Raw genomic sequence first — 23755 nt, 5'->3', positions numbered from 1 at the left:
GCGGTTTAACTATTGGTGCATAGCTCGGGTTGAAATCCCTGTTAAGGGGCAAAAAAACGGGGCTATTTATATAAAATGCACCATTTAAATTCACAAAGGCGACATTTTGCCCTGTCGCGGTGCGATATGAATTGCTAAAGTCCGGCTCAATCTCATTTAAAAACAATCAATTTGCCGAGACTTTTCATGATCGAATCCGTCGAATCCTTCCTTGCCCGCCTCAAGAAACGCGACCCCGACCAGCCAGAATTCCACCAGGCCGTAGAAGAAGTCCTACGCAGTCTATGGCCGTTTCTTGAAGCCAACCCCCACTACCTGACCTCAGGCATCCTGGAGCGCATCTGCGAGCCGGAACGCGCGATTACCTTCCGGGTATCGTGGGTGGATGATCACGGCAAGGTCCAGGTCAATCGCGGTTTCCGTATCCAGATGAATAGCGCGATTGGCCCCTACAAAGGCGGCCTGCGCTTCCACCCTTCGGTGAACCTGGGCGTGTTGAAGTTCCTCGCCTTCGAACAGACCTTCAAGAACTCCCTCACCTCGCTGCCCATGGGCGGCGGCAAGGGCGGCTCGGACTTCGATCCCAAGGGCAAGAGCGACGCCGAAGTCATGCGCTTCTGCCAGGCGTTCATGAGTGAACTGTACCGCCACATTGGCGCGGACGTAGACGTGCCGGCCGGCGACATCGGCGTGGGCGCCCGTGAGATCGGCTTTTTGTTCGGTCAGTACAAGCGCCTGAGCAACCAGTTCACGTCGGTGCTGACCGGCAAGGGCATGACCTATGGCGGCAGCCTGATCCGTCCTGAAGCCACCGGTTTCGGCTGCGTGTACTTCGCCGAAGAAATGCTCAAGCGCAACAATCAGCGGGTTGAAGGCAAGCGCGTGGCGGTGTCTGGCTCCGGTAACGTGGCGCAATACGCAGCCCGAAAGGTCATGGACCTGGGCGGCAAGGTGATCTCCCTGTCCGATTCCGAAGGCACCCTGTACGCCGAAAGCGGTTTGACCGAAGAACAATGGTCGGCCCTGCTGGAGCTGAAAAACGTACAACGCGGCCGCATCAGCGAACTGGCCGAACGTTTTGGCCTGGAATTCCGCAAAGGCCAGGCCCCATGGGAACTGGCCTGCGACATCGCGCTGCCCTGCGCGACCCAGAACGAACTGGATGCCGACGCCGCCCGCACGTTGCTGCGCAATGGCTGTATCTGCGTCGCCGAAGGCGCCAACATGCCGACCACGCTGGAGGCTGTGGATATCTTTATCGAGGCGGGCATCCTGTTCGCACCGGGCAAAGCGTCCAATGCCGGTGGCGTGGCCGTGAGTGGCCTGGAAATGTCGCAGAACGCCATGCGCCTGCTGTGGACCGCTGGTGAAGTGGACAGCAAGCTGCACAACATCATGCAGTCCATTCACCATGCCTGCGTGCATTACGGCGAAGAAAACGGTCGGATCAACTACGTGAAAGGCGCGAACATCGCCGGCTTCGTCAAGGTCGCCGACGCGATGCTGGCCCAAGGCATCGTCTAAGCCTCGGGTTCGATCCGCAGCACTTCGATCAACTGATCGCCGACGGGGCGCTGCCACACCACCTCGTCACCCACCTGGGCGCCCAGCAAGGCGCGGCCCAGGGGCGAGCCCCAGTTGATCAGGCCTGCGCTCGCATCGGCCTGGTCTTCTCCGACCAACTGGATACGCTGCTGTTCGTCCTGCTCATTGGCGAAGGTCACCCAACTGCCGATCTGTACCTTGTCGGTGGAGGTGGCCGGCGCCACGACCTGGGCGCTTTGCACTCGCTGGTTGAAGTAACGCAAATCCCGTTCAAGGTCGGCCTGGCGCTGTTTATCGGCGTGCTCGCCCTTTAGCGATTCGGCGCTGTATGCCTGCTGCAACTGCGCAACCTTGGCCTGCAACTGCGCCAAACCCTGCGCGGTGAGGCGGTTGGGCTGCTCGCTGACGTGGCGCTCCACCGGCTGGTCGGCCTGGGCAGCAGCGTTGTCTTCGTTAACAAAAGCTCGGCTCATGACATTCTCCCTCTATGGAGTTTGGGCCATGGTCGCCGCACTTTAGTTTCGATGGATGTCTGAAAGCGACCTAGTGCGAGCGATAGGTCCGGGCTGCGTCGCGGTCTTTCTCCTGTTGCCATTCGCGATCCCGGTCGTCCCAGTGCCGCTCCTTGTAATCGCGCAACTCATCGTTTTCGCGCATGGCCTTGCACTGGCGAAAGCCATCCTCCCAACCCTCGGCGTATTGCCGGTCCTTCAGATACCGAGGCACGTTCTTGCGAAACGCCCCGGTAATCACCCCCGCCGCCTGGCGGCCACTGCTGCAGCCATCGTCAAAACCGTCGGCAAATGCCGGTGGATAACCCTTGGCCAGCAACTCCTGATGGGTCGACTGGCAACCCGCCAACCCCAGCACCGCACACAGCATTACCGCAGACCGCCACATGGCGTACTCCCTGGCCGTTTCACGGCTGATAGGGAGAGTCTAGAAGGGGATTTGTCGGGGCGGTGTGAAAGGGAGGTGAGAAAGGCGTGGGCAAATCCCAAATGTGTAGGCGCCGGCCCCGGCGTCTGCAGGTTAAGCAGTGCCTGGCAGTGCAGAATGCTCCGCCAATTCCTGCTGGATAAACGCCGCAATCATCGCGCGATACACCTGCTCCGTGACGTCGGGGTTGGCGCCCGCCGCGTCGGACAACCCCCGCACTTTGGCAATCACCTGTTCAACTCGTTGTGGCGCCTTGACGCCATCAGCATCTTTCTTGAAGCGCGCCGCCTGTGACACGTAGCGGCCGCGCTCTGCCAGCAGGGTGACGATTTGTTGGTCGAGGCGGTCGATGTTTTCTCGGACGTGTTCAAGGGTGGTGCAGTTAACGACCATGTTGGTTGAGCTCCTGGTTGGATAGGCAATGCGATGTAGTTGAATACAGGGTGATCAATGTGGGAGCGAGCAAGCCCGCTCCCACATGTTGAGCGTCGCCAGGTTTCGATCAGTAGTGATACCACTTCACTTCCAGCATCACTTCATTCACGGGCGTCGACAAATGGCTGTACTCGCGCTGTGCGCTCAGGCGCAGGCCCAGGTTGCGCGACAATTCCCACTGCTGGTTGAGGCTGATGCTGCGGCGTACTTCGCCGTTGGTGAAGAAGTCACCCTTGGCTTCCAGGCTCAGGTTGCCCAGCGGGTTTTTCCACAGCACGCCAGTGTTGAAGCCGGCGGCAGGGGAGATGGCTTCGTTGAAGTCGTTGTTCTGCTCCACGCGCACGGTGCCGAGGGCGAAGCCGAGCATGTCGTCGCTCAACTGCCAGGTGCCGCCGGCGCCGCCGTTGACGTGGGCGACCAGGGTTTCGTCGTCGTGTTTACCCGGTACACGTTCAAGGCCGCCGGTGACTTGCCATGACCACGGTTGCAACAGGGCGTTGCGCGGGGTCAGGGAGCGAATGGTGGCCAGATCCAGTTGCTGCAGTTGCCAGTGGTTGCCTTCGTACTGGCGCAGTTTCATCTGCAGGATTTCGATCTGCGCGCCCAAGGGGAAACCTTCGGCGTTGTCATTGAGGTCGTGGTAGGCCATGCGCAGGCCGTATTCACCGAAAGCCTTATCGCCACGGGTGCCGATGCCGGCTTGCCAGGTGCGGGATTCATGGCCGTTTTCCGGTAGGCCGGGCGGTGTGATTTTCAGGTCGGGCGCCGGGTTCTGGTTGATCGCGCGCAGCAGCTCGAAGCTGCGCTGGGAGCGGGCGGTGTCACGTTCCAGGCCGTTGGCGCGGTAGCGGCCAAGGCGATAGGCGGCGTCGATGATCAGGGCCTGACGCTCGCGGGGCAGGGCTTTGAAGGCGGGCTCCTGCAATTGCTTCTGGTCGTCGCTGATCTTTAATACCCAGCGCTGTTCGTCGCTATCGAGCGGCTTGGCGCGTTCCAGCAATTCGCGTTCACGGGAGGGGCGATAGTCGATTTTTTCTACCAGGCCTGCGTCTTTTACGGCCTTGACCGTGTCGGTCGGGATGGCGGTCAGCGGGAACTGTTCGGTCAGACGCAGCCCGGGGCGGGCCACTTGCAGCAGTTCCAGCAGGCGATACGAGCAGTTTTCGTCGAAGAAAAAGTAGTCGAACTGGATCTGCTTGAGCTCCCACACGTGCTCGACCATGCGCTCGGTCTCGACTTGCGTCAGGTTAAGCCGATATTCCCACAGGTCGCGGTTCTCAAGGCTACGGTACTCCGACAGCTTCTCCTGATAAGGCACCAGGGCGAACAGGCCGGGATAGCCGCCCATCAGGCCTTTCCAGGCGTAGAGAATGCTGTTGTCGGAGCCCTCGATATAGGCGCCGAAGTTGATCGCGTAGCTGAGCAGGGCGGTGTTGTTGCTTTGCACGTCGGCCTGGTCGATGCGCAGCAGGGTGTGGCCGAACATGGACGACGGGCTGTTGAGGTAGGCCGCCGGGAAGATCATCACCGCGCTATGGGGGGAGACGTCCTTGAACCATTGCTTGAATTCTGTGCAGTCCACGGCAGGCAGGTCAGTGAGGTGCAACTGATCCTTGAGCCAGCGGGTCCGTGCGGGGTAAACGCATTGGGCGTGTTTTTCACCCAGGCTGGCCGGCGCGTAGAGCGCGTCAACGGTGGCCTTGAGCTCGGCATCCGGGTGGTGGGCACCGTCGGCTGCGAGGAAGAACTTCTTGTCGCTGACATAGCTGCGCCAGCCACTGACCTTCCCGGCTTCGTAATGGCCGAGGGACAGCCAAAACGGATCATTGGCCAATTGCTGCAAACGTTGATCATCAAGGTGCGGGGCCGCGTACAGCGGGGCGCAGGCGAAGAGTGCCATCCAGGCAAAGCGTTTGAGCATAGGGGCAACTTAAGTCGGAAATAAAAGAGACCCAAAGGGGAGGCGGGTCCAAAATAAAACCCGCGCCTTGGTAGGCGCGGGCTGGTCGAGCTTAAGCCTGGGTCGCGTATTTCGCCAGACGGGCATCACTTTTCAGTACAGCAATGGTGTTGTTGTGCACGTCATCAGCGGTCACGTCAGCCTTGCTGAAGATCTGCTGGAAGTGCTCGTGGGTCACAGCCGCGAAGTGCTCGCGATCTTCCGGTGCAACGCCCAGTACCACGGCGTAGGTGGTCAGCGCCTCGCCGTTGCCTTTGGCCATGTCTTCGGACAGCTCGTTCATCATGCCATTCATGGCAATCCAGGACTTGCCGCCGTAGGACAGGGCGCTGTTGGTGCTGCAACCGTTGGTGCCTGAGGTCATGCCGAAGGTGGCGTTACCCGAAGTACCGTTAGTGGTGGAAGCCAGGAAGTGAGCTGGAGTGCCGCGCTGGCCTTCGAACAACATGTTGCCCCAACCGCAGTTCGGGCCGCCTGGTGCTTCTGCCATTGCATTGAGGGAGACGACGGTGAAGAGAGTACCGAGAAGGATCCGTTTCATAGCTTTGTTCTCTTTGTTTGCAAACCAATGGACAAGGGTTCAGGCGCGTCGCAGCGCCCTAGGGGCCAGTTATTAGTCCAACCCGCGCAATTTGGAGTTTAGGCACGTTCCAAGGGTTCCGTGCATTTTTATAAAACAATTGGCGATGTCGCGATATTTCTGCAGGTCGCATCCCACGTCTACGCTTTCCCGAAAGCGCGCCTTGCCAGAGCGCGCAACCGAGAGCCAGAATGCCGTCATCTGCCCCGCCTGATGTAAGGAAGCCCGATGCCTGATCCTGTTGCTGCCAGCTTGCGTCTAGCGCCCGAAGCGCTGACTCGCCCTTTCTCCGCTGAACAGTTCAGCTTCTCGACCACCAATGATTTGGAGCCCTTTCGCGGTGTGCTTGGCCAGGAACGTGCGGTTGAAGCCTTGCAGTTCGGTGTGGCCATGCCACGCCCCGGTTACAACGTGTTTGTCATGGGCGAGCCCGGTACTGGCCGCTTTTCGTTCGTCAAACGCTACCTGAAAGCCGAAGGCAAGCGCCTGCAGACCCCGGCGGATTGGGTCTATGTGAATAATTTCGATGAACCCCGCGAACCCCGTGCCCTGGAGTTGCCAGGCGGCGCTGCGGCGGCGTTCATCAATGACATCAACGGTTTGGTCGACAACCTCGTTGCCACCTTCCCGGCCGTCTTCGAACACCCGACGTATCAACAGCGCAAAAGCGCCATCGACCGTGCCTTCAACCAGCGTTACGACAAGGCCCTGGACGTTATCGAACGCCTGGCCCTGGAAAAAGACGTGGCGCTGTACCGCGACAGCACCAATATCGCCTTCACCCCGATGCTCGACGGCAAGGCGCTGGACGAGGCCGAGTTTTCGCAGTTGCCGGAAGCCGATCGCGAACGTTTCCACACGGACATTTCCGAGCTGGAAGAACGCCTCAACGAAGAATTGGCCAGCCTGCCGCAGTGGAAGCGTGAGTCGAACAATCAACTGCGCCAGTTCAACGAAGAAACCATCACCCTGGCCCTGCAACCATTGCTTGCACCGTTGTCGGAAAAGTATGCCGAAAACGCCGCGGTCTGCGGTTACCTGCAAGCCATGCAGGTGTACCTGCTCAAGACCGTGGTCGAGCAATTGGTGGACGACGCCAAGACCGACGCCCAGGCGCGCAAGCTGCTGGAAGAGCAGTACTGCCCGAGCCTGGTGGTGGGCCATCCGGTCAACGGTGGCGCCCCCGTGGTGTTTGAGCCGCACCCGACCTACGACAACCTGTTCGGGCGGATCGAATACAGCACCGACCAGGGCGCGCTCTACACCACTTATCGCCAGTTGCGTCCGGGCGCGTTGCACCGTGCCAACGGTGGTTTCCTGATCCTGGAAGCCGAGAAAATGCTCAGCGAGCCGTTTGTCTGGGACGCTCTTAAACGCTCCCTGCAATCGCGCAAGCTGAAAATGGAATCGCCCCTGGGCGAGCTGGGCCGCCTGGCCACCGTGACCCTCAACCCGCAGATGATTCCGTTGCAGGTCAAAGTGATCATCATCGGTTCGCGCCAGCTGTACTACGCATTGCAGGACGCCGATCCGGATTTCCAGGAGATGTTCCGCGTACTGGTGGACTTCGACGAAGACATCCCGATGGTGGACGAAAGCCTGGAGCAGTTCGCCCAGTTGCTCAAAACCCGCACGTCGGAAGAAGGCATGGCGCCGCTGACGTCGGACGCGGTGGCGCGGCTGGCCACTTACAGCGCACGGTTGGCGGAGCATCAGGGGCGTTTGTCGGCGCGAATTGGCGACTTGTTCCAACTGGTCAGTGAGGCGGACTTCATTCGTCACCTGGCGGGCGACGAGATGACCGATGCGGGCCATATCGAGCGCGCCCTCAAGGCCAAGGCCACGCGCACCGGGCGGGTGTCGGCGCGGATCCTCGACGACATGCTCGCCGGAGTCATCCTCATCGACACCGCGGGTGCGGCGGTAGGCAAGTGCAACGGGCTGACGGTGCTGGAGGTCGGTGATTCGGCCTTCGGCGTGCCGGCGCGGATTTCCGCCACGGTGTACCCGGGCGGCAGCGGCATTGTCGACATCGAGCGCGAGGTCAACCTCGGCCAGCCGATCCACTCCAAGGGGGTGATGATCCTCACGGGTTACCTGGGCAGCCGCTATGCCCAGGAATTCCCGCTGGCGATCTCGGCGAGCATCGCGCTGGAGCAGTCTTACGGCTACGTGGACGGCGACAGTGCGTCCTTGGGCGAGGCGTGCACCTTGATCTCGGCGTTGTCGAAGACGCCGCTCAAGCAGTGCTTTGCCATCACCGGCTCCATCAACCAGTTTGGTGAAGTGCAGGCAGTGGGTGGGGTCAACGAGAAGATCGAAGGCTTCTTCCGGCTGTGTGAAGCACGCGGTTTGACCGGTGAGCAGGGCGCAATCATTCCCCAGGCCAACGTCGCCACGTTGATGCTCGATGAGAAGGTGCTGCAGGCCGTGCGCGCCGGGCAGTTCCACATCTATGCGGTGCGCCAGGCCGACGAGGCGCTGAGCCTGCTGGTGGGCGAGGATGCCGGTGAGCCGGATGCCGAGGGGCAGTTCCCGGAAGGCACGGTGAACGCGCGCGTGGTAGAGCGGTTGCGCGCGATTGCCGAGATGATCAGCGAGGAAGACCTCAAGGAAGCGGAGAAGGAGTTGGCACAGCAGGCGCTGGCCGAAGCCAAACCGACCTGATGGCTGACTCGTCATTAAATTGACTTGGTTTGGGGGCCAACGCCCGTTGGTCCCTACAACCTTGGTTTGTCGTGGTTTTCTTCTATTCTTTGCTCAAGGGATATCCACAGGAGTCGCGGGATAGAAACAGCCTCGCCCCAGGCGCAGGTTGAACACCGATCTACCGAGGGTCGCCGCCATGCCGCGCAACCTTTGCCTTACCCGCCAGTGCTTTGGCCTGGTCACCCGTATCGAATGTTCCATTCGCCCTCTCGCGGGGGATAACGGGATGTGGACCTTGTTGTTTGCCGCCGGAATGACCGGTGAACAGCCCTCCACCATCAAGTCCCAAGGCCCGTTCCCTGGGCCCTTCGTTGCGGAAAATATTCTGGAGTCCATCGTGGACAGCCTGACCCAGCACGGCTACGAGCAGGCGGGTGACCCGCAGATCTGGTGCCTGCACATGCAGGCCCATCTGCGACAGCTCAATGGTGAGACCCAGCACTGACCGCTATTTGCTCTCGGGTTTGTCCAACTTGACCTCGAAGCCATATTGCACGGTGCTCAGGTCGGTGCGCTGGTAGCTTTCCAGGGTGGTTGGCTGGCCGTAGAAGTAATGCACGTCAAACATCGCCGTGCCGTATTCCTCGGCGCGGTGGCTGACGCCGAGGATTTCCTTGAGGTAGTTGCCACTGGCGTCTTTGGCGTAGAAACGCCAGCTGTCGGCGGGGAATGCCTTCTGGTCGACGATCAGCGCGTTGTCTTTGAGTTCGAGCCCTTTGGGCAGCGTGTTCGCGTCAATCTCGTGTTTATCGATGGTTGCCAGGAACAGCGGAATCGAGCCCACCACAAAGGCCGGGTTTTCCGGGAACAGGGTGAGATCATAGGTCAGGGTGCCGCGTGCCGGGTTCAGCTCAAAGGCCTCGGTCGGCAACTCGATCGGCTCGCCGCGCTCGCCTTTTTCGTCGGCGGTGAAGAAGGTCACCGGTGAATCGCTGCTGTTGCGCTCGCTGCCCACCAAATCGTCATTGAAGGTAAACGGGTGGTCGAACACGATGTGCGCCGCGCTGGCGTCTTCGACTGACTGGCTGATGGTGACGCTGTTTTTCAACTGGTCCTCGGTCATGCTTGCGTCTTTGAGCCAATTGGCGGCGCCGTCGTCGTACACGGTGACCGGCATCGGCAGGGCCTGCACGGTTTTCTGCAAGCTGTTCCTGTCGAAACGCAGCACCGGCAGATCGAGGTCTTTACGGGTGCGCGTGGCGGTGGAGAAATCCAGCACGTTGACTTGCAGGTTGTCGATCACGCCATTGAAGTACACCTTGGCGTAGTGGCCGCTCTGCTTGTGTTCGAAGGCTTTCTGCTCATCGATCAACTGCTTTTCGAACGCCTCGGACCAGGTCTTCTGTTTTTGCATCTCGGCCAGTTGCTTCTCGTAAAACGCAACTTGGACGCTGCTTTCATTGATCGAGCCCGAGCGTGTGAGGAACTGCCCGGTGCTGTCGCGCGCCTGGATCAGCAGCGGGTTGGGCGATTCGTCGCCGACTTCCGGGGCCAGTGGCTGGCTGTTGGTCAGCTCGATCTCGGCGTAGTTTTTTTCCAGCAGGATCAGGTTGAGGGTGATGTTGCCTTCGGTGCGCTTGTGGCCGACGTCCTGTTTCGACAGGTCAAAGGTCAGCACCTTGCCTGGCGCGACCACTTCAACCGTGCCCTTGAGGCTGACGGGCTGTGGCTGGCTCTTGTTTTCCGTCTCGATGCCGTCGATGAACGGGTAGGTCACCGTCAAATCGTCAGGGTTGGTCAGGTTGGAGCTGCTGGGGCTCAGTTGGATGCCCGGATCGGTTTCCGACCACTCTGGCTGGAAGGGGATGACCTTGTTGTTGCTCAAGGTCACCGACTGCCATTCCAGCCCGTGGGGGAAAGGGAATTGGTCGGGGATGTTGAAGTTGAAGGGAAACACCGGCTGCAAGTCGGTCAGATAGTCTGAATGGGAGTTCTTGCGCAGCACGAACAGGCCATTGATGTAGGTGTCCACCAGCGCCTGGGGGGTGGGGTAGTGCTTGAGCAGGGCCAGTGTGTCGTCACCGTATTCGGCTTCGATGGGCTTGGTGGCGAGTTTGACCCGCGCCCGTTCCAGTAACAGCAGCGAACCGCCCAGGTCGGCGACGGCGTCGCGCAGCTTGGGGTCCTGGATGCTGTCGAGGGATTGTTCGAATTTGGCGGTTTTCTCTTCGAGGGTGGTCTGCTTCTGCTCGTCGCTGGGGGAGCAGCCGCCAGCCAGCAGCAATGCCGCGCACAGGCCGATACTGGCCAAAGGGGATCGCACATCCATCATCTGAGTTTTTTCCTGTCCGACGTCATCGAGCCGAGTTGTTATTGGGCTCGACACTAGCAGAAAAATTCTCTTACAGATGCCGCACAGGTCAGTTTTCTCGTGATGACAGGTGTCTTGTAGCGGCTGGTATACTCGCCGCCATTTCTAGCCAAGCTGTGTGAGATCCAATGGAACGCTTTATCGAAAATGCTATGTACGCCTCGCGCTGGCTGCTGGCGCCGATTTATTTCGGCTTGTCCCTCGGGTTGCTGGCGCTGGCGCTGAAATTCTTCCAGGAAGTGATTCACTTGCTGCCGAGCGTGTTCTCGATGGCCGAGTCCGAGCTGATCCTGGTGCTGCTGTCGTTGATCGACATGGCCCTGGTCGGCGGCTTGCTGGTCATGGTGATGATCTCCGGCTACGAGAACTTCGTCTCGCAGCTGGATATCGATGACAACAAAGAGAAACTCAACTGGCTGGGCACCATGGACTCTTCGTCCCTGAAGATGAAAGTGGCGGCCTCCATCGTGGCGATTTCGTCGATCCACTTGCTGCGCATCTTCATGGACGCCAAGAACGTCGATCCACAGCACCTGATGTGGTACGTGATCATCCACATGACCTTCGTGGTCTCGGCATTTGCCATGGGCTACCTGGACAAAGTCACCAAGCACTGATGCCCCGCGCCGGCCTTACTGCTCCACGAAGTAGTAAGGCTGGCGATTGATCGACATCCGCTTGATCTCCTTCACCGGACGGGTCAAGTCATCGGTGTGGTCCAGCAGCGCAACGTTGCCGGGCTTGGCGCCGAGATAGCTGTGCAGCTCGGCCTCGGTTTGCAGGATCGGTAAATAGGCCTGCAGGTAAAACACGCTGGCTCCGGCGATGCGCTCGTTGGGCCGGTACAGTACCACCTCCCGGCCTTCGTCTTTCAACGCCTGAACCTGGCTGATCACCGGTACGAAGGACTGGCGCACATCCGCTTTGGGCGCGAACCAGAAGGCGGCGATCAGGTAGCAACTCACGGCCAGGGTGAACACGCCGCCCACTATGGTTCTGTGATGCTTGTAGAGCGCGGGCTTGTGGGTTTTCAGCCAGTCCAGCAGCACCCTTGCATATTCCGCGGCCAGGACGGCGGCGGCCGGTGCGAGCGCCATCAGGTAAACGGTGCGTTTGCTCGACGCCAGGGTCAGCAGGGTGAACTGTGCCACCAGCCAGACGCTGAAGAACAAGTGGTAGCGGTTGCGCACCAGGCTTTTGCGAAAGTGCCACAGGCCCAGGTACACCAGGATGTTCCAAGGCAGGAACGCCTCGGGCAGCTTGGCAATGTAGTAGTAGAACGGCTCGTAATGCCCGGCTTCGACAAACGAGCCGCTGAAGCGGCCGACGCTGTTGGTCAGCAAGACCTCGGCAACGGCCTGCATACCCCCGCGTTGGAACAGGAAGCCTAGCCAGATCACCAGTGGCACCAGCGCCAATAAGGTAAACAGTGCCGGCTTGAGCCAGTTGCCAATCTGCAGCCGTTTGTCCATCAGGCTGGTGCTGGCCAGGTACACAAAAATCACAATGCCCGGCATCGCCAGGCCCAGCACGCCTTTGCTGAGGGTGGCGATGACCATCCCGGCGGTAAACAGTGCCCATGCGCCCACGCTGGAGTCTTGGCGATCGGGCCGCACTGCCTGGTAGAACGCCAACAGCGCAGTGGTCACGCCGAGGGTGAGCAGCGCATCCTCACCGACGCCGCGCGCATTGCTCCAATAGCTGGCCATGGTCGCCAGGATCAAGGCCGCACTGAACGCCAGCGTCTGCGGTCGCCCGAACCGGCGCAGCATGGTGTAAAGGAGCATCACGCTGAACAATCCAGCAAACGCCGAGGCCAGGCGCACGGCCCAGGTGGTGCCGCCGAACAGGCGAATCGCCCCGGCGTCGATCCACAGGCTCAGGGGCGGTTTTTCCAGAAAGGGCTCACGAAACAACTGGGGCACTACCCAGTTATTGTCCAGGTGCATGGCCATGGCGATCCCGGCGACGCGGGCTTCGGTGGAGCCTTGCAGCTCATGGTTGCCCAGGGCAAAGAAGAACAACAGACCAGCAAGCAGGAGCAGCAGGGAAGCAGGACGCGTCATGGAGTGTGGCTACCAGGGCAGGAGGACCGTCCGGGGGAACGGTCATTGCAATGGGCTAGTATCCGTTGGCGTTTCTGAATATTTCGTGAACGAGTGATGGATTTTTGTAAGGCTGATTAGGCCGTTATGGCGCTTTCAAGCTGGGTATAGCCGCTTTGCCTTGGGCTGTCAGCACCGGCTCCAATTGCTCCCACGTAAAGCTCAGTTCGTTATCACAGCCATCGCCCTGGGCGGGTGTCGAAAGTTGCAGGCCCTGGGTGTTGAAGCTCAAGTCGAAGGTGGAATAGCTGGTCACGGCCGGGCAGCCTTCGTCGACGGTGGTTTGCTTGGAAAGCCATGCGCTGAACGCTGCGGGCAGTTTGACCTGGCCGGAATAGGGGCCGTCCCATTGCTCCTCGCCTCCCAGCCACGTCCAGGGATCGACCTTTTTACCGGTTTGCAGGTTCCAACTGTGCAGGCCCCAACTGATGCCTCCGCGTCCGTAGCCTGCCGACCAGCGATAGAAACGCACGGTGATCCACTGTGATGACCAGTAGACCGGTTCCACCGTGATCTCGCTGGTCGTGGTGCTGCCGCCCTGGTCCAGTGAGTTGCGCCGCTCTCTATAGAAATCGGTCTGTCCGTCCGGGTTGATGGCCATCCGTGCGAGATCCCGGTTGATCTTGTCGATGGCCTCTGTGTCGCCTTCAAGTTTGAGGATGACCTGCCCGCCTTGGGTTTTCACCTGGTAGGCATGTTCGGCGAACGTCTTCCTCTCAACCTTCACCGCCGGTGGCGTGGCCTCAAGCGGGTTGTTGTAAGTGTCGCTGGCGCACCCGTCCGTGTCCGCGCGTTTCAGCATCAACGCCAGGCTTTTGCCACCTAAGGCTTTGCTCCAGGTGCCGGTCAATAGGTCGTCCTGTGGGTCGTCCAACTGCCAGAAACCGGTTTGCCCTTCTTCCACCCAAGGCTCGCTGGCGTTGGCTTGGGTCAGCTGAATGGGGGTGAGGATCCGTTGGTAGTAATAACTGCCATTGGCGCCGTGGGGCCCGTTGAAACAGACAGTAATCGCGGATTTCCCCAGAGTGCCTGTCCAGACACCGGCCAGGTCGGCGGCGGTTGCAAGCAGAGGGGTGCAGGCGAGAGCGAGAGCGGCGAGTGGCTTGAACACGGGTATCGGACTTCCGGTTGTCTGATAGAGGGGATCAGGGTAATGGGAAGTGCGGTGGGATTCCAGAGAGGGACTCCCACCCGAAGCATTACCTGCCGGAACGCGTGGATTTCGTCCTCAATACGTTGGCAAGGAAATCGTGCCGCTCGGCGTGTATTTGGCCAAGTTCACATGATGATCCTCGCCAGCATATCTTCGCCGTCTGCATCCATGCCAACCTCGATAAAACCAAAACTGGAATAAAACCCTTTGGCGACGACGTTGTTGGGGTTGTAGCAAATCTCAATTTCTTTCAACTCTTCGTTCTGTCTTATTTCATGCAGGGCGAGACCCAGCGCTGCTCTACCGATGGATTTCTGCTGATGTTTCTTATCCACCATAAAGCGCCAGATAGAGACTTTTCCTTTTGATTCCTGCACCCACATTAAAAAGCCTACGGCCTCTTCATCCGCAATGATGGCGCGTGTGAAGTAGCCCGGGTTGTACGCGGCCTCAACGAGCGACCAAGTATTACTAGCCACGTAGTCCTCTTGTTCTTCAGTGACCTCCAGTTCACAAATGGCCTCATAGTTTTGTTGCGTTATTTGGGTGAGTGAGATTTCCATCGCGTCGCCTGAGTGAGGGTGATGATCGAGCTGAATCAATGTTTTATGGGTGTGTACCGCACCTGAATGGCAACGGTGTATCAAGGGAGGCTAGTTCCTCGTACAACCCCAGGTAAGGTTCGCGTCCCTCTTCGGTTTGTGCTCTTACACTTTCGAATATTCCAGCCATTCCTGGTAGGTGATCCGGCTAATGTGCTCTGTGCGATAGTCTTGGAGGAACTGGTTGTATTTGTTTTCTTCCGTGTGATGAAAGCGAAACCCACACTTCGATTGGGCAGCATGGGATTGGATGTTGTCGGCGAAGTAACCACACCACAGTGCTTTGAGGTTCAGGTTTTCAAAAGCGTGTCGCATCACTTCACGCACGGCTTCCGGAATCAGGCCTTTGCCCCAGTACGGCACGCCGATCCAGTAGGCTATTTCCCCTTCCTGCTCACTGATTTCAAAATTGCTGTTGCTGCCTATGAGAATGCCCACACAACCAACAGCACGGCGATTTTCCTTCAATTCGACCGCATACACCTCTGGGTGATTGAAGACTGTGCGGATGATGTCGGCACTGTTCTCCACACTGGTGTGCGGGGGCCAGCCAGCGATGGGACCGACTCGGGCGTCTTTGGCATATTCGTATAGATCGGCGGCGTCTGTGTCCTGCCATCGGCGCAGCAAGAGCCGTTCTGTTTTAAGTGTCATATCCCGTACTCGGAGTGGATGGGTGCGTTCGGGATAGAGTATTGGCAGACAGGCCATCGGTACACGCCAGTACCTCGGCTTCTTCGGTACTTTTCGCAACAACCGCGCCAAGCGCTGATACGATGATGGCTATTGTTTGTTATAGCGCTGGGGCACTATGCATCACATTCCGAAACTTTCCGTTCCTGACGATTCGATGCGGATGGGAGAAACCACGCTAGCGCAAGGGCAAGGTTTACCGCTCTCTTTCGGTCATGCTTACTTGACGTTGCTGGTATGCCTCTCCGGTAGTGCCCACTTCACTCTAAACTTCAAAGAGCATGCGGTCAGGCGCGGAGGAGTGATGTTGCTGGCTGAGGACACCATTGCCTTGCTCAAACGTCGCTCGCGCCGCTTCAAGGTTTTTTTCTGCCTTATGCCGAAAGATTTTGCAGCGGAGGTTGCCTACCCGCTGCCAAATAGTTTGTTCGTCTTTCTGCATGACCATCCCCATTGCGTTCCATCCAAGGACGACATGCCACTGATAGAAGGGTGGGTGACGCAGATGCGGAATATTGCGCTGACCTGTCCCTCTTACCAACGCATCATGTTGCGCAATCAGCTGCAGAACCTCTTTTTGAAAATAGCCGAGCAACTTCCAGCCAACCAAATAGAAAACCGTGGATTCAGCCGCAAGGAAATGCTCAGTTGGCGCTTCTGGGAATTGATAGGTAAACACTGCATCCGCAACCGGGATGTGAAGTTCTACGCTGACGCACTGAATATCACGCCGTTCTACCTGTCGCAGTTGACCAAAGCGTTTTTCAATGACACTCCCAAGGGCCTGATCGATCGGCAGGTAACCTTGGAAATCAAGGCGCTCCTTTCATACAGTGACTTGGCTATTGGCCGTGTGGCCGACGAACTGAACTTCGCCGACGCCTCTTACTTGTGTCGCTACTTCAAGCGCCAAACGGGGATTTCACTTTCCCATTATCGTAAGCACAAGAGGGAGAAGGAGAGCCATGACTGACCTGCGGTGGTGAATCGGGCGCTGGATCGGTTGGACCTCCGACGTATCCCGACACCGGGCGGCGAGGGCATGAGTGCCCTTGCCACGGGGCTCATGAGCTATCGATCTGGTACCTGAACCCCTCGGCCGCCGCGCGGGAAATTCGGTATTCGAGCGGGGGAGATCAGGTTAAGCAAAGGCTCGGCGCGCCGGATCAAAAACATGATGACGACCTTGTTTCTCAGCGCCGATGGCAAGCCAATGTCTGCTGCGCAGTTTCTAGAAAGCCTGTTTGGCGTCCTTCCAGATTTCTTCAAAGACGAAGACGAGCTGCGCTCCATTTGGGGTGGGCCAGACACGGAGCGAAGCGTCTTCGTTTACCGCGTCGGGCATCAGTTGCTAAGCGCAGAGAATCTTAGTGGGCGAGCGATTGCAGCAGAGTTGCCGCGAAGGGCCGCTTTGGCACGGACAGCAGCCATTTCAAGCATCTGAGGGTCAGCTGCATAGACAGCATCAACCTGGCGGTCACGTAAGCTGCTTTTAAGGCCCATCATTTCCGCAAGGCTAAGGTCTTTTGAATGCTTGTGGCCGTTGATCATGGCGAAAGTACCCATAAGGGTGAAAATAGACTTGGATCTGAGGTTAACACCTCGCTCGGTCCGCTATAGGCGAAAGGCTGTGAGTGCAAGGTATTGAGCGACGAAATGCATGGTTCATCAAGCTGCTCAGGTGTGCAATTCAGACTGGCTGAGCCGATCGGTAAATGATCGCCTACGGAGGCTAAAAGGCAAATAAGCCTATGAGCTTACTGAATTACAGGTATAAAAAAAGACGTCCGTGGACGTCTTTTTTCGTTGGGTGGGGTAATTTGAGTTGGCTAAGTAACTTGTTGATTTATAATATTAATAATGATTTTAATTTTTCGTTGGAATACCAATTGGAATACTGCACTCCACTTGACCACCCGTTTGCATTCGATGTGACCAGCACGCTTCGTAACCATGATTGGCAGTGAACTGCCCACAGCGGACGGTCAGCGATTACCGGCACAGCCGCCGCAACCTATAAGGACGGCGCGGTCGCGACAATGCTTCATGAGCGCGTTGCATCTGGGCTGTCTACGGAAGGAATGGCAAATAGATGCTCGGCGGCAAAGTCCACGAATACGCGGATTTTCGGTGAAAGATGGCGACTGGACGGCCACAATTCCCAGAACTGCCCTTGATCTTCGCTGTATGTTGGCGCTGATTGAAAACTGAGATCGCAAGAGGAGAAATCACTGGCACAAAAAAACCGCCGTTGGAAAGGCGGTTTTTTTGTGTCAACCGAATTGGACATTCGGTTTAACGGTTCGCTGACCTGAGTCTCGTGTATGGTCCGTTCGGAGCTAGAAAAGATATGGTTTTCCGCGTGCACAATGAAATACTGCTTAACTGCGGATACCGTCTCGCCGCTGGGCAGGAGCATTGAAAACCTGCGATCTGCCACAGGCCCTACAACTGTGTTGACCTGAATACCGGTTTCCTCACGCAGTTCACGTATTGCAGCGGCGTGAAATGTTTCTCCGTCTTCAAGACCACCGCCAGCGGTGGCTCAGTAATTTCTACCGGCTAAGGCACGGTCTTGGGGAAATTTGAAAAGCAAGACATCGAGAGGGGCTTATAACTAGTAAACGTGCTGCCTTTCGCTCACGCATTTTGACGAAGATGGCCCGCGCATAAATGGGCGAGCACCATTGAACTTAAAGTCGGGATCAGGAAGTGGTTTTTCTGTTCAGTTGTGTGTGAATGTCTTGAGGGCTGCGAACATAGTAATTGTCGAATTCGGTACTTTCGACGAACTGAAAGCCATGCCGTGTATAAAAACGATTTGAAGCACTTTCCCTGAGGGCACCCACCCGCAATGTCATGGACGCAGCATCCGCCTCCATGAAGATGTGACGAAGGACAACCGAACCGATCCCCGCCCCCTGTGCGTTCGGCTTGATGTACAGGTGATCAAGTAGCCAACCATCGTAATCAGGTTTGACGACCACGAAACCCACCCGCTGGCCGGAAACCTCGATATGGCGAGTGAACTCGGCACAAAAGCCCTCACGAAAACGCTCTCGGGCGCGTACAGGGTCGAATCGGCCAATGCGTTCAAGACTTTCACGCATGGCTTCAATCCGGATAGCGACAAGCGCTTCGAAGTCGCTGGGTTGAGCCACGACAAGCGTGACCGAAGGGTTATCCGTGGCGGCAAACTGTAACTGCATCCTGAGCGCTCCATTTTTTATCCGGCGGCGCCCATCAAGGACCGCATAAATCATGCCTAGCCTACGACACAAAACTTGTGCTGTCTCCCCGCCAAGCGGGAGACTGGTCAAACCGGTTGCCGGCTTTTTAATATTCACTCAATTCACTCGCTCCACATGCAATAATATGTGGAAACGTTAAATTAGGTAACTTATTGATTTATGAAAGGTAAATCACATGTAACTGTTAACAAGGCTCCGGAATTGATGAAAGAGCAAATTCTTGGCATCATTTATAGCGCGATTGAAAATGAAAACCACAGTCTCGCCCAGCCCATCAGCCTGGAAAAGGCGAAAACACCGTGCTCTATGGTGCCGGCGGCGTCCTCGATTCGATGAGCCTGGTGTCCATCGTGATTGACGTCGAGCAGATGATCGAGGAGCAACTGGGGGTCAAGATGACGCTGGTCAACGACAGCGCCATGTCCCCCAAGGGCAGCCCGTTACAGTCGGTAAACACCTTCGCCAACTACATTCTCGAGCGTGCCCTGTCATTTCGTCGCCGCTGATGTCCATGCGGCGTAACGCACTGAGTACTGCATTGTTGGACATCGGCCGGTCGCCTCCTCGTGCGGAGGGGAAGGCGTACCGATGTCTGCTTGTGAGTGGTTTCAGCTCGCGCAGAACCGCGACTGCTTGTTGGCTGAGAGGAACCAAATGATCCGGCCGATCCAGTTTGGTGGCAGTGAGCCCTTTCATCTTGTGGCCGGGAATCAACCACTCGCCTGCATCCAGATTGACCTCCGACCACTCCATGTGGCGCAGGTCACCGGGCCGGCAGAACAGCAACGGGGCCAGTTTGAGTGCACAACAAACAGTCAGTGTGCCGGTGTAGCTGTCCAGTGCTTTGAGCAGTGCACCGAGTTTTTCAGGATCGGTCACGGCAGCAAAGTGTTTCACCCGCTTGGCTGGGAGCGTCCGTGAGAGATTCCCTATCTGATTGGGCGGGGTGATACCGGCAGCTTCGGCGAACTCGAAAATCTGTTTGTAGATTTGAGCTACACGACGTGCCGTCTCGCGAGCACCGCGTTTGATGATGCGCTGCAGGTTTTCGACCAGCATGGGCGTGCTGATGCTGCTGATCGGGAGTTTTCCCAGCCAGGGGTAGGCATTGAGCTCAAGACGCTGCCGCACCGTGCGGGTGTACTCCGGGTCCCAGGAGGACTCGCGAATACTCAGCCACTGCGTGGCAACCGACTCAAAGGTATGCTGGTGATCAAGCTGGCTGACCACCTTAGCCATGCGTCTTTGCAGTGAAGGGTCTTGGCCGCTGGCGAGCTGGACACGAGCATCATCGCGTTTTCGCCGCGCCTCCTGCAGGCCTACCTCTGGGTAAACGCCAAGAGCCGGGCGTTTTTCCTTGCCCAGAAAGCGATACTTCAACCGCCAGTAACGGCCTCCGTTGGGCTGCACTTTCAGGTACAAACCTTGTTCGTCATACAGGCGGTACGGCTTGTCCTGGGGCTTGGCGTTGCGGCAGTTGGTATCTTTCAGGGGCATTGGGGGCACATCCTCTCCGAGCGAGCTGATGAGCGTTTTATGCCCCCATATATGCCCCCGTCAACCGTGGGATGCCCTGGGATCAGGTGGGAAAACGCGGGCAAGAAAAAAGCCGTAAAGCTTTGATTTCTCTAGGCTTTACGGCTTTTCTGGGTCTTCCTGGGAAGACTAAATGGTGGAGCCGGGGGGATTTGAACCCCCGTCCGCCAGTACTCCGCTGTCGGTACTACATGCGTAGCCGTTTCTATTAAGTTAACCCTCAGCGACCCGAAGGGCAGGGTGCTTTGGGCGAGTTGTGTAAGTTTTAGCCGCTTCGTCCACAACGTACTGCACGGCGATTCTGTTCTATATGACAATCACTTTGGGTTTACAGACATCCCCTGGTGATTGCTGGACCCGAAGGTACCAGAAGCTCAGGGCTAAGGCTGCTTACGCAGCGAGAGCGAATTCCTGGCCGTAGTTTTCGTCATTGGCAACTATAAGAAGTTGCAACAGTGGATTTACGAGTTCTGTTACCAACTCGGCATGCACCTAAAGTTTCGCAACCGGCGTCGAATCCTAAACGGCCCCGTGCTTGTAACTCGTTGTTTCATAGTGAGTGACAAGCCTGTGCAGTGTACGCCAAACCGTCACGGAAGGCCAACCCGAAGGTTTGCCTTCCGTGACTGAGCGGCCTATTGGCCGCCTTTTTCGCTGTTCTGCAGGTCTTGCAGCGCCTTCGAGGTGATCTCGATGCACTTTTTGTCATCGCCGGCGGCGTGGGCCGCTTTGGCTTGGGAGACGGCAGTGTCTATTTCGCCGCTTTTGCCGCTGGTGTCAGTGGCGAGCAGCGCTTTACCGTTGTTGATTTTGTCCAGATTGATTTTGCACAGATCGGGCTCGCCCGCAGCGAACACAGGGGAAGCCAGCATCGCAGCGGTAATGAACAAGCCAGCAAGAGCGGAACGCTTCATAGGGTATCTCCTTGCGCAAAAGGGCCCGACGCTGCTGGCGTTCAGGGGCTGCCAGCGACATCACTGATGAGCCTCGTTTGTCGAGGCCTATGCAGATGACTACGCCGGCACGCAGGGGTTCTGTTTTTTTTGCAGGATCATTTCTTCAGGATCAGTGGGCGCGGGCCTGGGTGACACGGTCCACCAAGTAGACCAGCCCGTGATAATCGATGCCGCCATGCTGGCTCAGGCCGATCTCGCAAGTGCGGCTGGTGGAGATACCTTCGCTGCAATATTGCACCGCGTCCTTGAGGGTGCGCAGTGAGTGGGCGTTGAGTTCCGGCGTGGTGAAGCCTTTGTCACCGGCAAACCCGCAGCAATGAATGCCTTCGGGGATGACCACGGTGTTGGAGCAGCGCCGTGCCAGGTCGATCAGGGCCTGGCTTTCGCCCAGGTGCTGCGTGCTGCAGGTGACGTGAACGGCGATGGGGGCTTCCTGGGGCGTGAAGTCGAGGCGGTCCATCAGGTGCGTGCGGATGAAACGCACGGGGTCATACAGGTCTAGGCGCGTATCGCCCAGGTCCTGCACCAGGCGCAGGGTGCAAGGGCTGGTGTCGCAGTAGATCGGGTCGAGCCCGCCACGGCTGGCGTGGAGCAGGGCGCCAATCAGCTCCTGGCGCTTGTGTTCGGCTTGTTCGGCGTAGCCTTTGGAGGCGAAGGGCTGGCCACAGCACAGGCTGTCCTGATTGTCGGGGAACACGACTTGGTAACCGGCTTTTTCCAACAGGCTGCGGGTTTTGTCGTACAGCGACATCTGTTCCTTATCCCCCGCTGCCGGCCCCATGGCGCGTGAGACGCAGGCGGCCAGGTAGACCACTCGCGGCCGCTCGTCCGTTACCGCCGGGCTGAAACGAATGGCTTTTTCTGGCTGTGGCATGGCGGCGGTCCACTGCGGGATTTGCCCCTTGGACAGCTTGGTCATGCTGGCCGACAGCTTCGCCAGGCGTGGTGCGCCCAGCAGCATGCGTGCGCCGTTGGCCACGTGCAGGGTGAAGCGCGCGCCTTGGAGTGCGGTGGAGAAATGGGTGGCGAGCCATTCGGCGGTTTTCGTACGGTCAGCGTCGCGGCTGCGTAGTTTTTTCACCAGATCGCCGGTATTGATTCCTACCGGGCAGCGCTGAGCGCAGAGGCCGGTGGCAGCGCAGGTGTCGATGCCTTGATAGTGATAAGCCGCCTCCAACTCAGTGGTGTCGACACCGGCACGTTTTTTCGCCTGGATGTCGCGCCAGATCACGATGCGTTGGCGCGGGCTCAAAGTCAGGCCTTTCGACGGGCACACCGGTTCACAGAAGCCGCACTCGATGCACTTATCCACAAGCTCATCAGCGGCGGGTAGCGGCTTGAGGTGCTTGAGGTGGATTTGCGGGTCCTGGCTGAGCACCACGTCCGGGTTGAGAATGCCGTTGGGGTCAAGCAGGCGCTTGAGTTGCCACATCAATTGATAGGCGTCGCTGCCCCATTCCAGCTCCACGAACGGCGCCATATTGCGTCCGGTGCCGTGTTCGGCTTTTAGCGAGCCACCAAACTCCACGGCCACCAATTGCGCCACGTCGTCCATGAACGCCTGATAGCGTGTGACTTCTTCCGCACTGTTGAAGCCTTGGGTGAAGACGAAGTGCAGATTGCCTTCCAGCGCGTGTCCGAAAAGTATCGCTTCGTCGTAGTGATGTTTGTCGAACAACTCGATCAAGCGATTGACGCCGATTGCCAGTTGCTCCACCGGGAAGGTCACGTCTTCGATGATCACGGTGGTACCGGTTTTGCGCACGGCGCCGACAGCTGGGAAGGTGTCCTTGCGGATTGCCCACAGGCGGGCGTTCTCTGTGGGGTCTTCGGTGAAGTCGACCTGTTTTTCCACCGGGAATTGGGCCAGGGAGGCCATGATGAGCGCCAACTGCTCATGCAGTAAGGACGACGACGCTGCACGGGATTCGATCAACAGGGCGCAGGCATTTTCCGAGAGTTGCTGTACGAAAGCGGGCATGCCTGGCTTGTTCTGTACCGAGCGCATGCTGCGTCGGTCCAACAGCTCGACGGCCGAGACCGGCTGGGTTTTGAGGACGGTGACTGCGTTGCAGCAGGTTTCGACATCTGGAAACACAATCAACGCCGACGCTTTATTCGGGTGATCTACCACCGTGTCGTAGGTGACCGCGCTGATAAAGCCCAGGGTGCCCTCGGAACCCACCAGCAGATGGCTAAGGATATCCAGCGGCTCATCGAAGTCCACCAGGGCATTCAGCGACAGTCCGGTGGTGTTTTTCAGACGGTATTTGTGACGAATTTTCGCGGCTAATTCGGCATTTGCCCGTGTCTCGCGACCCAATGTTGCCAGCCGCTCAAGCAGCGCACCGTGTTGTTCACGGAACGCCTTAACGCTGGTGGCGTCTTCGGTATCCAGGCGGCTGCCGTCAGCCAATACCAAGCGTATGCCGGCCAGGGTGTGGTAAGTGTTCTGCGCCGTGCCGCAGCACATGCCGCTGGCATTGTTGGCGACGATGCCGCCGATCTTGCAGGCGTTTATCGACGCTGGGTCCGGCCCGATCTTGCGCCCGAACGGCGCCAGCCACGCATTGGCCTGGGCGCCGATCACGCCGGGCTGCAGGCGGATTTGCGTGCCTTGCCCGCGAATCTCGCGGCCATTCCAGTTGTCCCCCAGCACGATCAGCACCGAGTCGCTGATGGCCTGCCCGGACAGGCTGGTGCCGGCGGCGCGGAAGGTCACGGCTACGTGGTCGCGCTGAGCCCATTGCAACAAGGCAACGACTTCGTCTTCTGACTCCACGCGGATCACCAGCTGTGGGATCAATCGGTAAAAGCTGGCGTCAGTGCCGAAAGCGAGGGTGGAAAGTGGGTCGTCGAAACGTCGATCTTTAGGGATCAGTTGTGCGACGTCGCTCAGGAAAGCAGCAGGCAGGCTCATCGGTCCTCCAGAAATAGCTGACGCCGGAATCGTGTCCGGCGTCGATTCTTACCCTATTAC

Annotated in this window: 21 protein-coding genes, 1 other RNA gene and 2 pseudogenes; 7 read left to right on the top strand and 17 right to left on the bottom strand. The window is 58.2% G+C overall.

Features of this window, described 5'->3' with window-relative positions; translation table 11 throughout:
• Window positions 1–186: 186 nt before the first annotated feature.
• Window positions 187–1524 (top strand): NADP-specific glutamate dehydrogenase, encoded by a 1338-nt coding sequence (gene gdhA, locus PF1751_RS23975; RefSeq protein WP_021492931.1) that lies wholly within the window; start codon window positions 187–189, stop codon window positions 1522–1524.
• Here gdhA and PF1751_RS23970 read toward each other — a convergent pair.
• From PF1751_RS23970 to PF1751_RS23950, 5 genes are all read right to left on the bottom strand, one after another.
• Window positions 1521–2018, bottom strand: a complete 498-nt coding sequence (locus PF1751_RS23970) for a GreA/GreB family elongation factor (protein ID WP_021492930.1) — start codon at window positions 2016–2018, stop codon at window positions 1521–1523. The genes gdhA and PF1751_RS23970 overlap by 4 nt on opposite strands.
• Window positions 2019–2088: 70 nt before the next feature.
• Complete coding sequence (locus tag PF1751_RS23965; protein ID WP_044287918.1) at window positions 2089–2445, bottom strand: hypothetical protein; 357 nt, start codon at window positions 2443–2445, stop codon at window positions 2089–2091.
• 132 nt (window positions 2446–2577) lie between these two features.
• Window positions 2578–2877 (bottom strand): chorismate mutase, encoded by a 300-nt coding sequence (locus tag PF1751_RS23960; RefSeq protein WP_021492928.1) that lies wholly within the window; start codon window positions 2875–2877, stop codon window positions 2578–2580.
• Between the two features lie 109 nt (window positions 2878–2986).
• Complete coding sequence (locus tag PF1751_RS23955) at window positions 2987–4840, bottom strand: Lnb N-terminal periplasmic domain-containing protein (protein ID WP_044287917.1); 1854 nt, start codon at window positions 4838–4840, stop codon at window positions 2987–2989.
• Window positions 4841–4931: 91 nt separating this feature from the next.
• Entirely contained in the window at window positions 4932–5420 is a 489-nt protein-coding gene (locus tag PF1751_RS23950) for a DUF3015 domain-containing protein (RefSeq protein ID WP_010206666.1), read from the bottom strand.
• 267 nt (window positions 5421–5687) lie between these two features.
• Between PF1751_RS23950 and PF1751_RS23945 the strand changes: the two genes are divergently transcribed.
• Window positions 5688–8126: a Lon protease family protein gene (locus tag PF1751_RS23945; protein ID WP_010206665.1), complete on the top strand. Its 2439-nt coding sequence runs from the start codon at window positions 5688–5690 to the stop codon at window positions 8124–8126.
• A 178-nt stretch (window positions 8127–8304) separates the two neighbouring features.
• Entirely contained in the window at window positions 8305–8613 is a 309-nt protein-coding gene (locus tag PF1751_RS23940) for a PA4575 family protein (protein WP_010206664.1), read from the top strand.
• Window positions 8614–8616: 3 nt separating this feature from the next.
• Here the strand turns inward: PF1751_RS23940 and PF1751_RS23935 are convergent, their stop codons facing one another.
• Window positions 8617–10440, bottom strand: a complete 1824-nt coding sequence (locus PF1751_RS23935) for a hypothetical protein (protein ID WP_080923229.1) — start codon at window positions 10438–10440, stop codon at window positions 8617–8619.
• A gap of 167 nt (window positions 10441–10607) precedes the next feature.
• On the opposite strand from PF1751_RS23935, the gene PF1751_RS23930 reads away from it, so the two are divergent.
• Window positions 10608–11096 carry a TIGR00645 family protein gene (locus PF1751_RS23930; protein ID WP_010206662.1) on the top strand — a complete coding sequence of 163 codons (489 nt, stop codon included), beginning with the start codon at window positions 10608–10610 and terminating at the stop codon, window positions 11094–11096.
• A 15-nt stretch (window positions 11097–11111) separates the two neighbouring features.
• On the opposite strand, the gene PF1751_RS23925 is transcribed toward PF1751_RS23930, so the two are convergent.
• From PF1751_RS23925 to PF1751_RS23910, 4 genes are all read right to left on the bottom strand, one after another.
• Window positions 11112–12545 carry an ArnT family glycosyltransferase gene (locus tag PF1751_RS23925; RefSeq protein WP_044287916.1) on the bottom strand — a complete coding sequence of 478 codons (1434 nt, stop codon included), beginning with the start codon at window positions 12543–12545 and terminating at the stop codon, window positions 11112–11114.
• 124 nt (window positions 12546–12669) lie between these two features.
• Window positions 12670–13695 carry a hypothetical protein gene (locus tag PF1751_RS23920; protein WP_044287915.1) on the bottom strand — a complete coding sequence of 342 codons (1026 nt, stop codon included), beginning with the start codon at window positions 13693–13695 and terminating at the stop codon, window positions 12670–12672.
• A gap of 167 nt (window positions 13696–13862) precedes the next feature.
• Window positions 13863–14300: a GNAT family N-acetyltransferase gene (locus PF1751_RS23915; RefSeq protein WP_044287911.1), complete on the bottom strand. Its 438-nt coding sequence runs from the start codon at window positions 14298–14300 to the stop codon at window positions 13863–13865.
• Between the two features lie 144 nt (window positions 14301–14444).
• A complete protein-coding gene (locus tag PF1751_RS23910; protein WP_044287910.1) occupies window positions 14445–14993 on the bottom strand; it encodes a GNAT family N-acetyltransferase in 549 nt (182 codons plus the stop codon).
• A 157-nt stretch (window positions 14994–15150) separates the two neighbouring features.
• On the opposite strand from PF1751_RS23910, the gene PF1751_RS23905 reads away from it, so the two are divergent.
• Entirely contained in the window at window positions 15151–16005 is an 855-nt protein-coding gene (locus PF1751_RS23905; RefSeq protein ID WP_044287909.1) for a helix-turn-helix domain-containing protein, read from the top strand.
• Window positions 16006–16206: 201 nt separating this feature from the next.
• Window positions 16207–16476: a hypothetical protein gene (locus tag PF1751_RS29370; protein ID WP_044287908.1), complete on the top strand. Its 270-nt coding sequence runs from the start codon at window positions 16207–16209 to the stop codon at window positions 16474–16476.
• A 600-nt stretch (window positions 16477–17076) separates the two neighbouring features.
• On the opposite strand, the pseudogene PF1751_RS29590 reads toward PF1751_RS29370, so the two are convergent.
• The 3 genes and pseudogenes from PF1751_RS29590 to PF1751_RS23895 all read right to left on the bottom strand — a co-directional run.
• Window positions 17077–17220, bottom strand: a pseudogene (locus PF1751_RS29590) (LysR family transcriptional regulator); the annotation flags it as partial.
• Between the two features lie 120 nt (window positions 17221–17340).
• Window positions 17341–17680, bottom strand: a pseudogene (locus PF1751_RS28625) (NUDIX domain-containing protein); the annotation flags it as partial.
• 57 nt (window positions 17681–17737) lie between these two features.
• Window positions 17738–18241, bottom strand: coding sequence for a GNAT family N-acetyltransferase (locus tag PF1751_RS23895; RefSeq protein WP_044287907.1), 504 nt, complete (start codon window positions 18239–18241; stop codon window positions 17738–17740).
• A gap of 246 nt (window positions 18242–18487) precedes the next feature.
• Between PF1751_RS23895 and PF1751_RS29680 the strand changes: the two genes are divergently transcribed.
• Window positions 18488–18619: a hypothetical protein gene (locus tag PF1751_RS29680; RefSeq protein WP_264371030.1), complete on the top strand. Its 132-nt coding sequence runs from the start codon at window positions 18488–18490 to the stop codon at window positions 18617–18619.
• Window positions 18620–18688: 69 nt separating this feature from the next.
• On the opposite strand, the gene PF1751_RS28620 is transcribed toward PF1751_RS29680, so the two are convergent.
• The 4 genes from PF1751_RS28620 to PF1751_RS23870 all read right to left on the bottom strand — a co-directional run bounded on the left by PF1751_RS28620 (window position 18689) and on the right by PF1751_RS23870 (window position 23695).
• Window positions 18689–19780: a tyrosine-type recombinase/integrase gene (locus PF1751_RS28620; RefSeq protein ID WP_226994529.1), complete on the bottom strand. Its 1092-nt coding sequence runs from the start codon at window positions 19778–19780 to the stop codon at window positions 18689–18691.
• Window positions 19781–19953: 173 nt separating this feature from the next.
• Window positions 19954–20350: a transfer-messenger RNA gene (gene ssrA, locus PF1751_RS28615) on the bottom strand.
• Window positions 20351–20454: 104 nt separating this feature from the next.
• A complete protein-coding gene (locus tag PF1751_RS23875; protein ID WP_010206635.1) occupies window positions 20455–20733 on the bottom strand; it encodes a hypothetical protein in 279 nt (92 codons plus the stop codon).
• 151 nt (window positions 20734–20884) lie between these two features.
• Window positions 20885–23695, bottom strand: a complete 2811-nt coding sequence (locus PF1751_RS23870; RefSeq protein WP_044287903.1) for an FAD-binding and (Fe-S)-binding domain-containing protein — start codon at window positions 23693–23695, stop codon at window positions 20885–20887.
• Window positions 23696–23755 lie beyond the last annotated feature (60 nt).

Origin of the sequence: Pseudomonas simiae (assembly GCF_000934565.1) — a bacterium.
Classification (GTDB): Bacteria; Pseudomonadota; Gammaproteobacteria; order Pseudomonadales; family Pseudomonadaceae; genus Aquipseudomonas; species Aquipseudomonas simiae.
Note: the sequence above shows the minus strand (reverse complement) of the source record. Positions and strands in the feature narration are given on the sequence as shown.

What these genes read in the sequence shown, in the direction of transcription:
- gdhA (WP_021492931.1), top strand. Translation starts at nt 187, where the DNA reads ATGATCGAATCCGTCGAATCCTTCCTTGCCCGCCTCAAGAAACGCGAC.
- PF1751_RS23970 (WP_021492930.1), bottom strand. Translation starts at nt 2,018, where the DNA reads ATGAGCCGAGCTTTTGTTAACGAAGACAACGCTGCTGCCCAGGCCGAC.
- PF1751_RS23965 (WP_044287918.1), bottom strand. Translation starts at nt 2,445, where the DNA reads ATGTGGCGGTCTGCGGTAATGCTGTGTGCGGTGCTGGGGTTGGCGGGT.
- PF1751_RS23960 (WP_021492928.1), bottom strand. Translation starts at nt 2,877, where the DNA reads ATGGTCGTTAACTGCACCACCCTTGAACACGTCCGAGAAAACATCGAC.
- PF1751_RS23955 (WP_044287917.1), bottom strand. Translation starts at nt 4,840, where the DNA reads ATGCTCAAACGCTTTGCCTGGATGGCACTCTTCGCCTGCGCCCCGCTG.
- PF1751_RS23950 (WP_010206666.1), bottom strand. Translation starts at nt 5,420, where the DNA reads ATGAAACGGATCCTTCTCGGTACTCTCTTCACCGTCGTCTCCCTCAAT.
- PF1751_RS23945 (WP_010206665.1), top strand. Translation starts at nt 5,688, where the DNA reads ATGCCTGATCCTGTTGCTGCCAGCTTGCGTCTAGCGCCCGAAGCGCTG.
- PF1751_RS23940 (WP_010206664.1), top strand. Translation starts at nt 8,305, where the DNA reads ATGCCGCGCAACCTTTGCCTTACCCGCCAGTGCTTTGGCCTGGTCACC.
- PF1751_RS23935 (WP_080923229.1), bottom strand. Translation starts at nt 10,440, where the DNA reads ATGATGGATGTGCGATCCCCTTTGGCCAGTATCGGCCTGTGCGCGGCA.
- PF1751_RS23930 (WP_010206662.1), top strand. Translation starts at nt 10,608, where the DNA reads ATGGAACGCTTTATCGAAAATGCTATGTACGCCTCGCGCTGGCTGCTG.
- PF1751_RS23925 (WP_044287916.1), bottom strand. Translation starts at nt 12,545, where the DNA reads ATGACGCGTCCTGCTTCCCTGCTGCTCCTGCTTGCTGGTCTGTTGTTC.
- PF1751_RS23915 (WP_044287911.1), bottom strand. Translation starts at nt 14,300, where the DNA reads ATGGAAATCTCACTCACCCAAATAACGCAACAAAACTATGAGGCCATT.
- PF1751_RS23910 (WP_044287910.1), bottom strand. Translation starts at nt 14,993, where the DNA reads ATGACACTTAAAACAGAACGGCTCTTGCTGCGCCGATGGCAGGACACA.
- PF1751_RS23905 (WP_044287909.1), top strand. Translation starts at nt 15,151, where the DNA reads ATGCATCACATTCCGAAACTTTCCGTTCCTGACGATTCGATGCGGATG.
- PF1751_RS29370 (WP_044287908.1), top strand. Translation starts at nt 16,207, where the DNA reads ATGATGACGACCTTGTTTCTCAGCGCCGATGGCAAGCCAATGTCTGCT.
- PF1751_RS23895 (WP_044287907.1), bottom strand. Translation starts at nt 18,241, where the DNA reads ATGCAGTTACAGTTTGCCGCCACGGATAACCCTTCGGTCACGCTTGTC.
- PF1751_RS29680 (WP_264371030.1), top strand. Translation starts at nt 18,488, where the DNA reads ATGAAAGAGCAAATTCTTGGCATCATTTATAGCGCGATTGAAAATGAA.
- PF1751_RS28620 (WP_226994529.1), bottom strand. Translation starts at nt 19,780, where the DNA reads ATGCCCCTGAAAGATACCAACTGCCGCAACGCCAAGCCCCAGGACAAG.
- PF1751_RS23875 (WP_010206635.1), bottom strand. Translation starts at nt 20,733, where the DNA reads ATGAAGCGTTCCGCTCTTGCTGGCTTGTTCATTACCGCTGCGATGCTG.
- PF1751_RS23870 (WP_044287903.1), bottom strand. Translation starts at nt 23,695, where the DNA reads ATGAGCCTGCCTGCTGCTTTCCTGAGCGACGTCGCACAACTGATCCCT.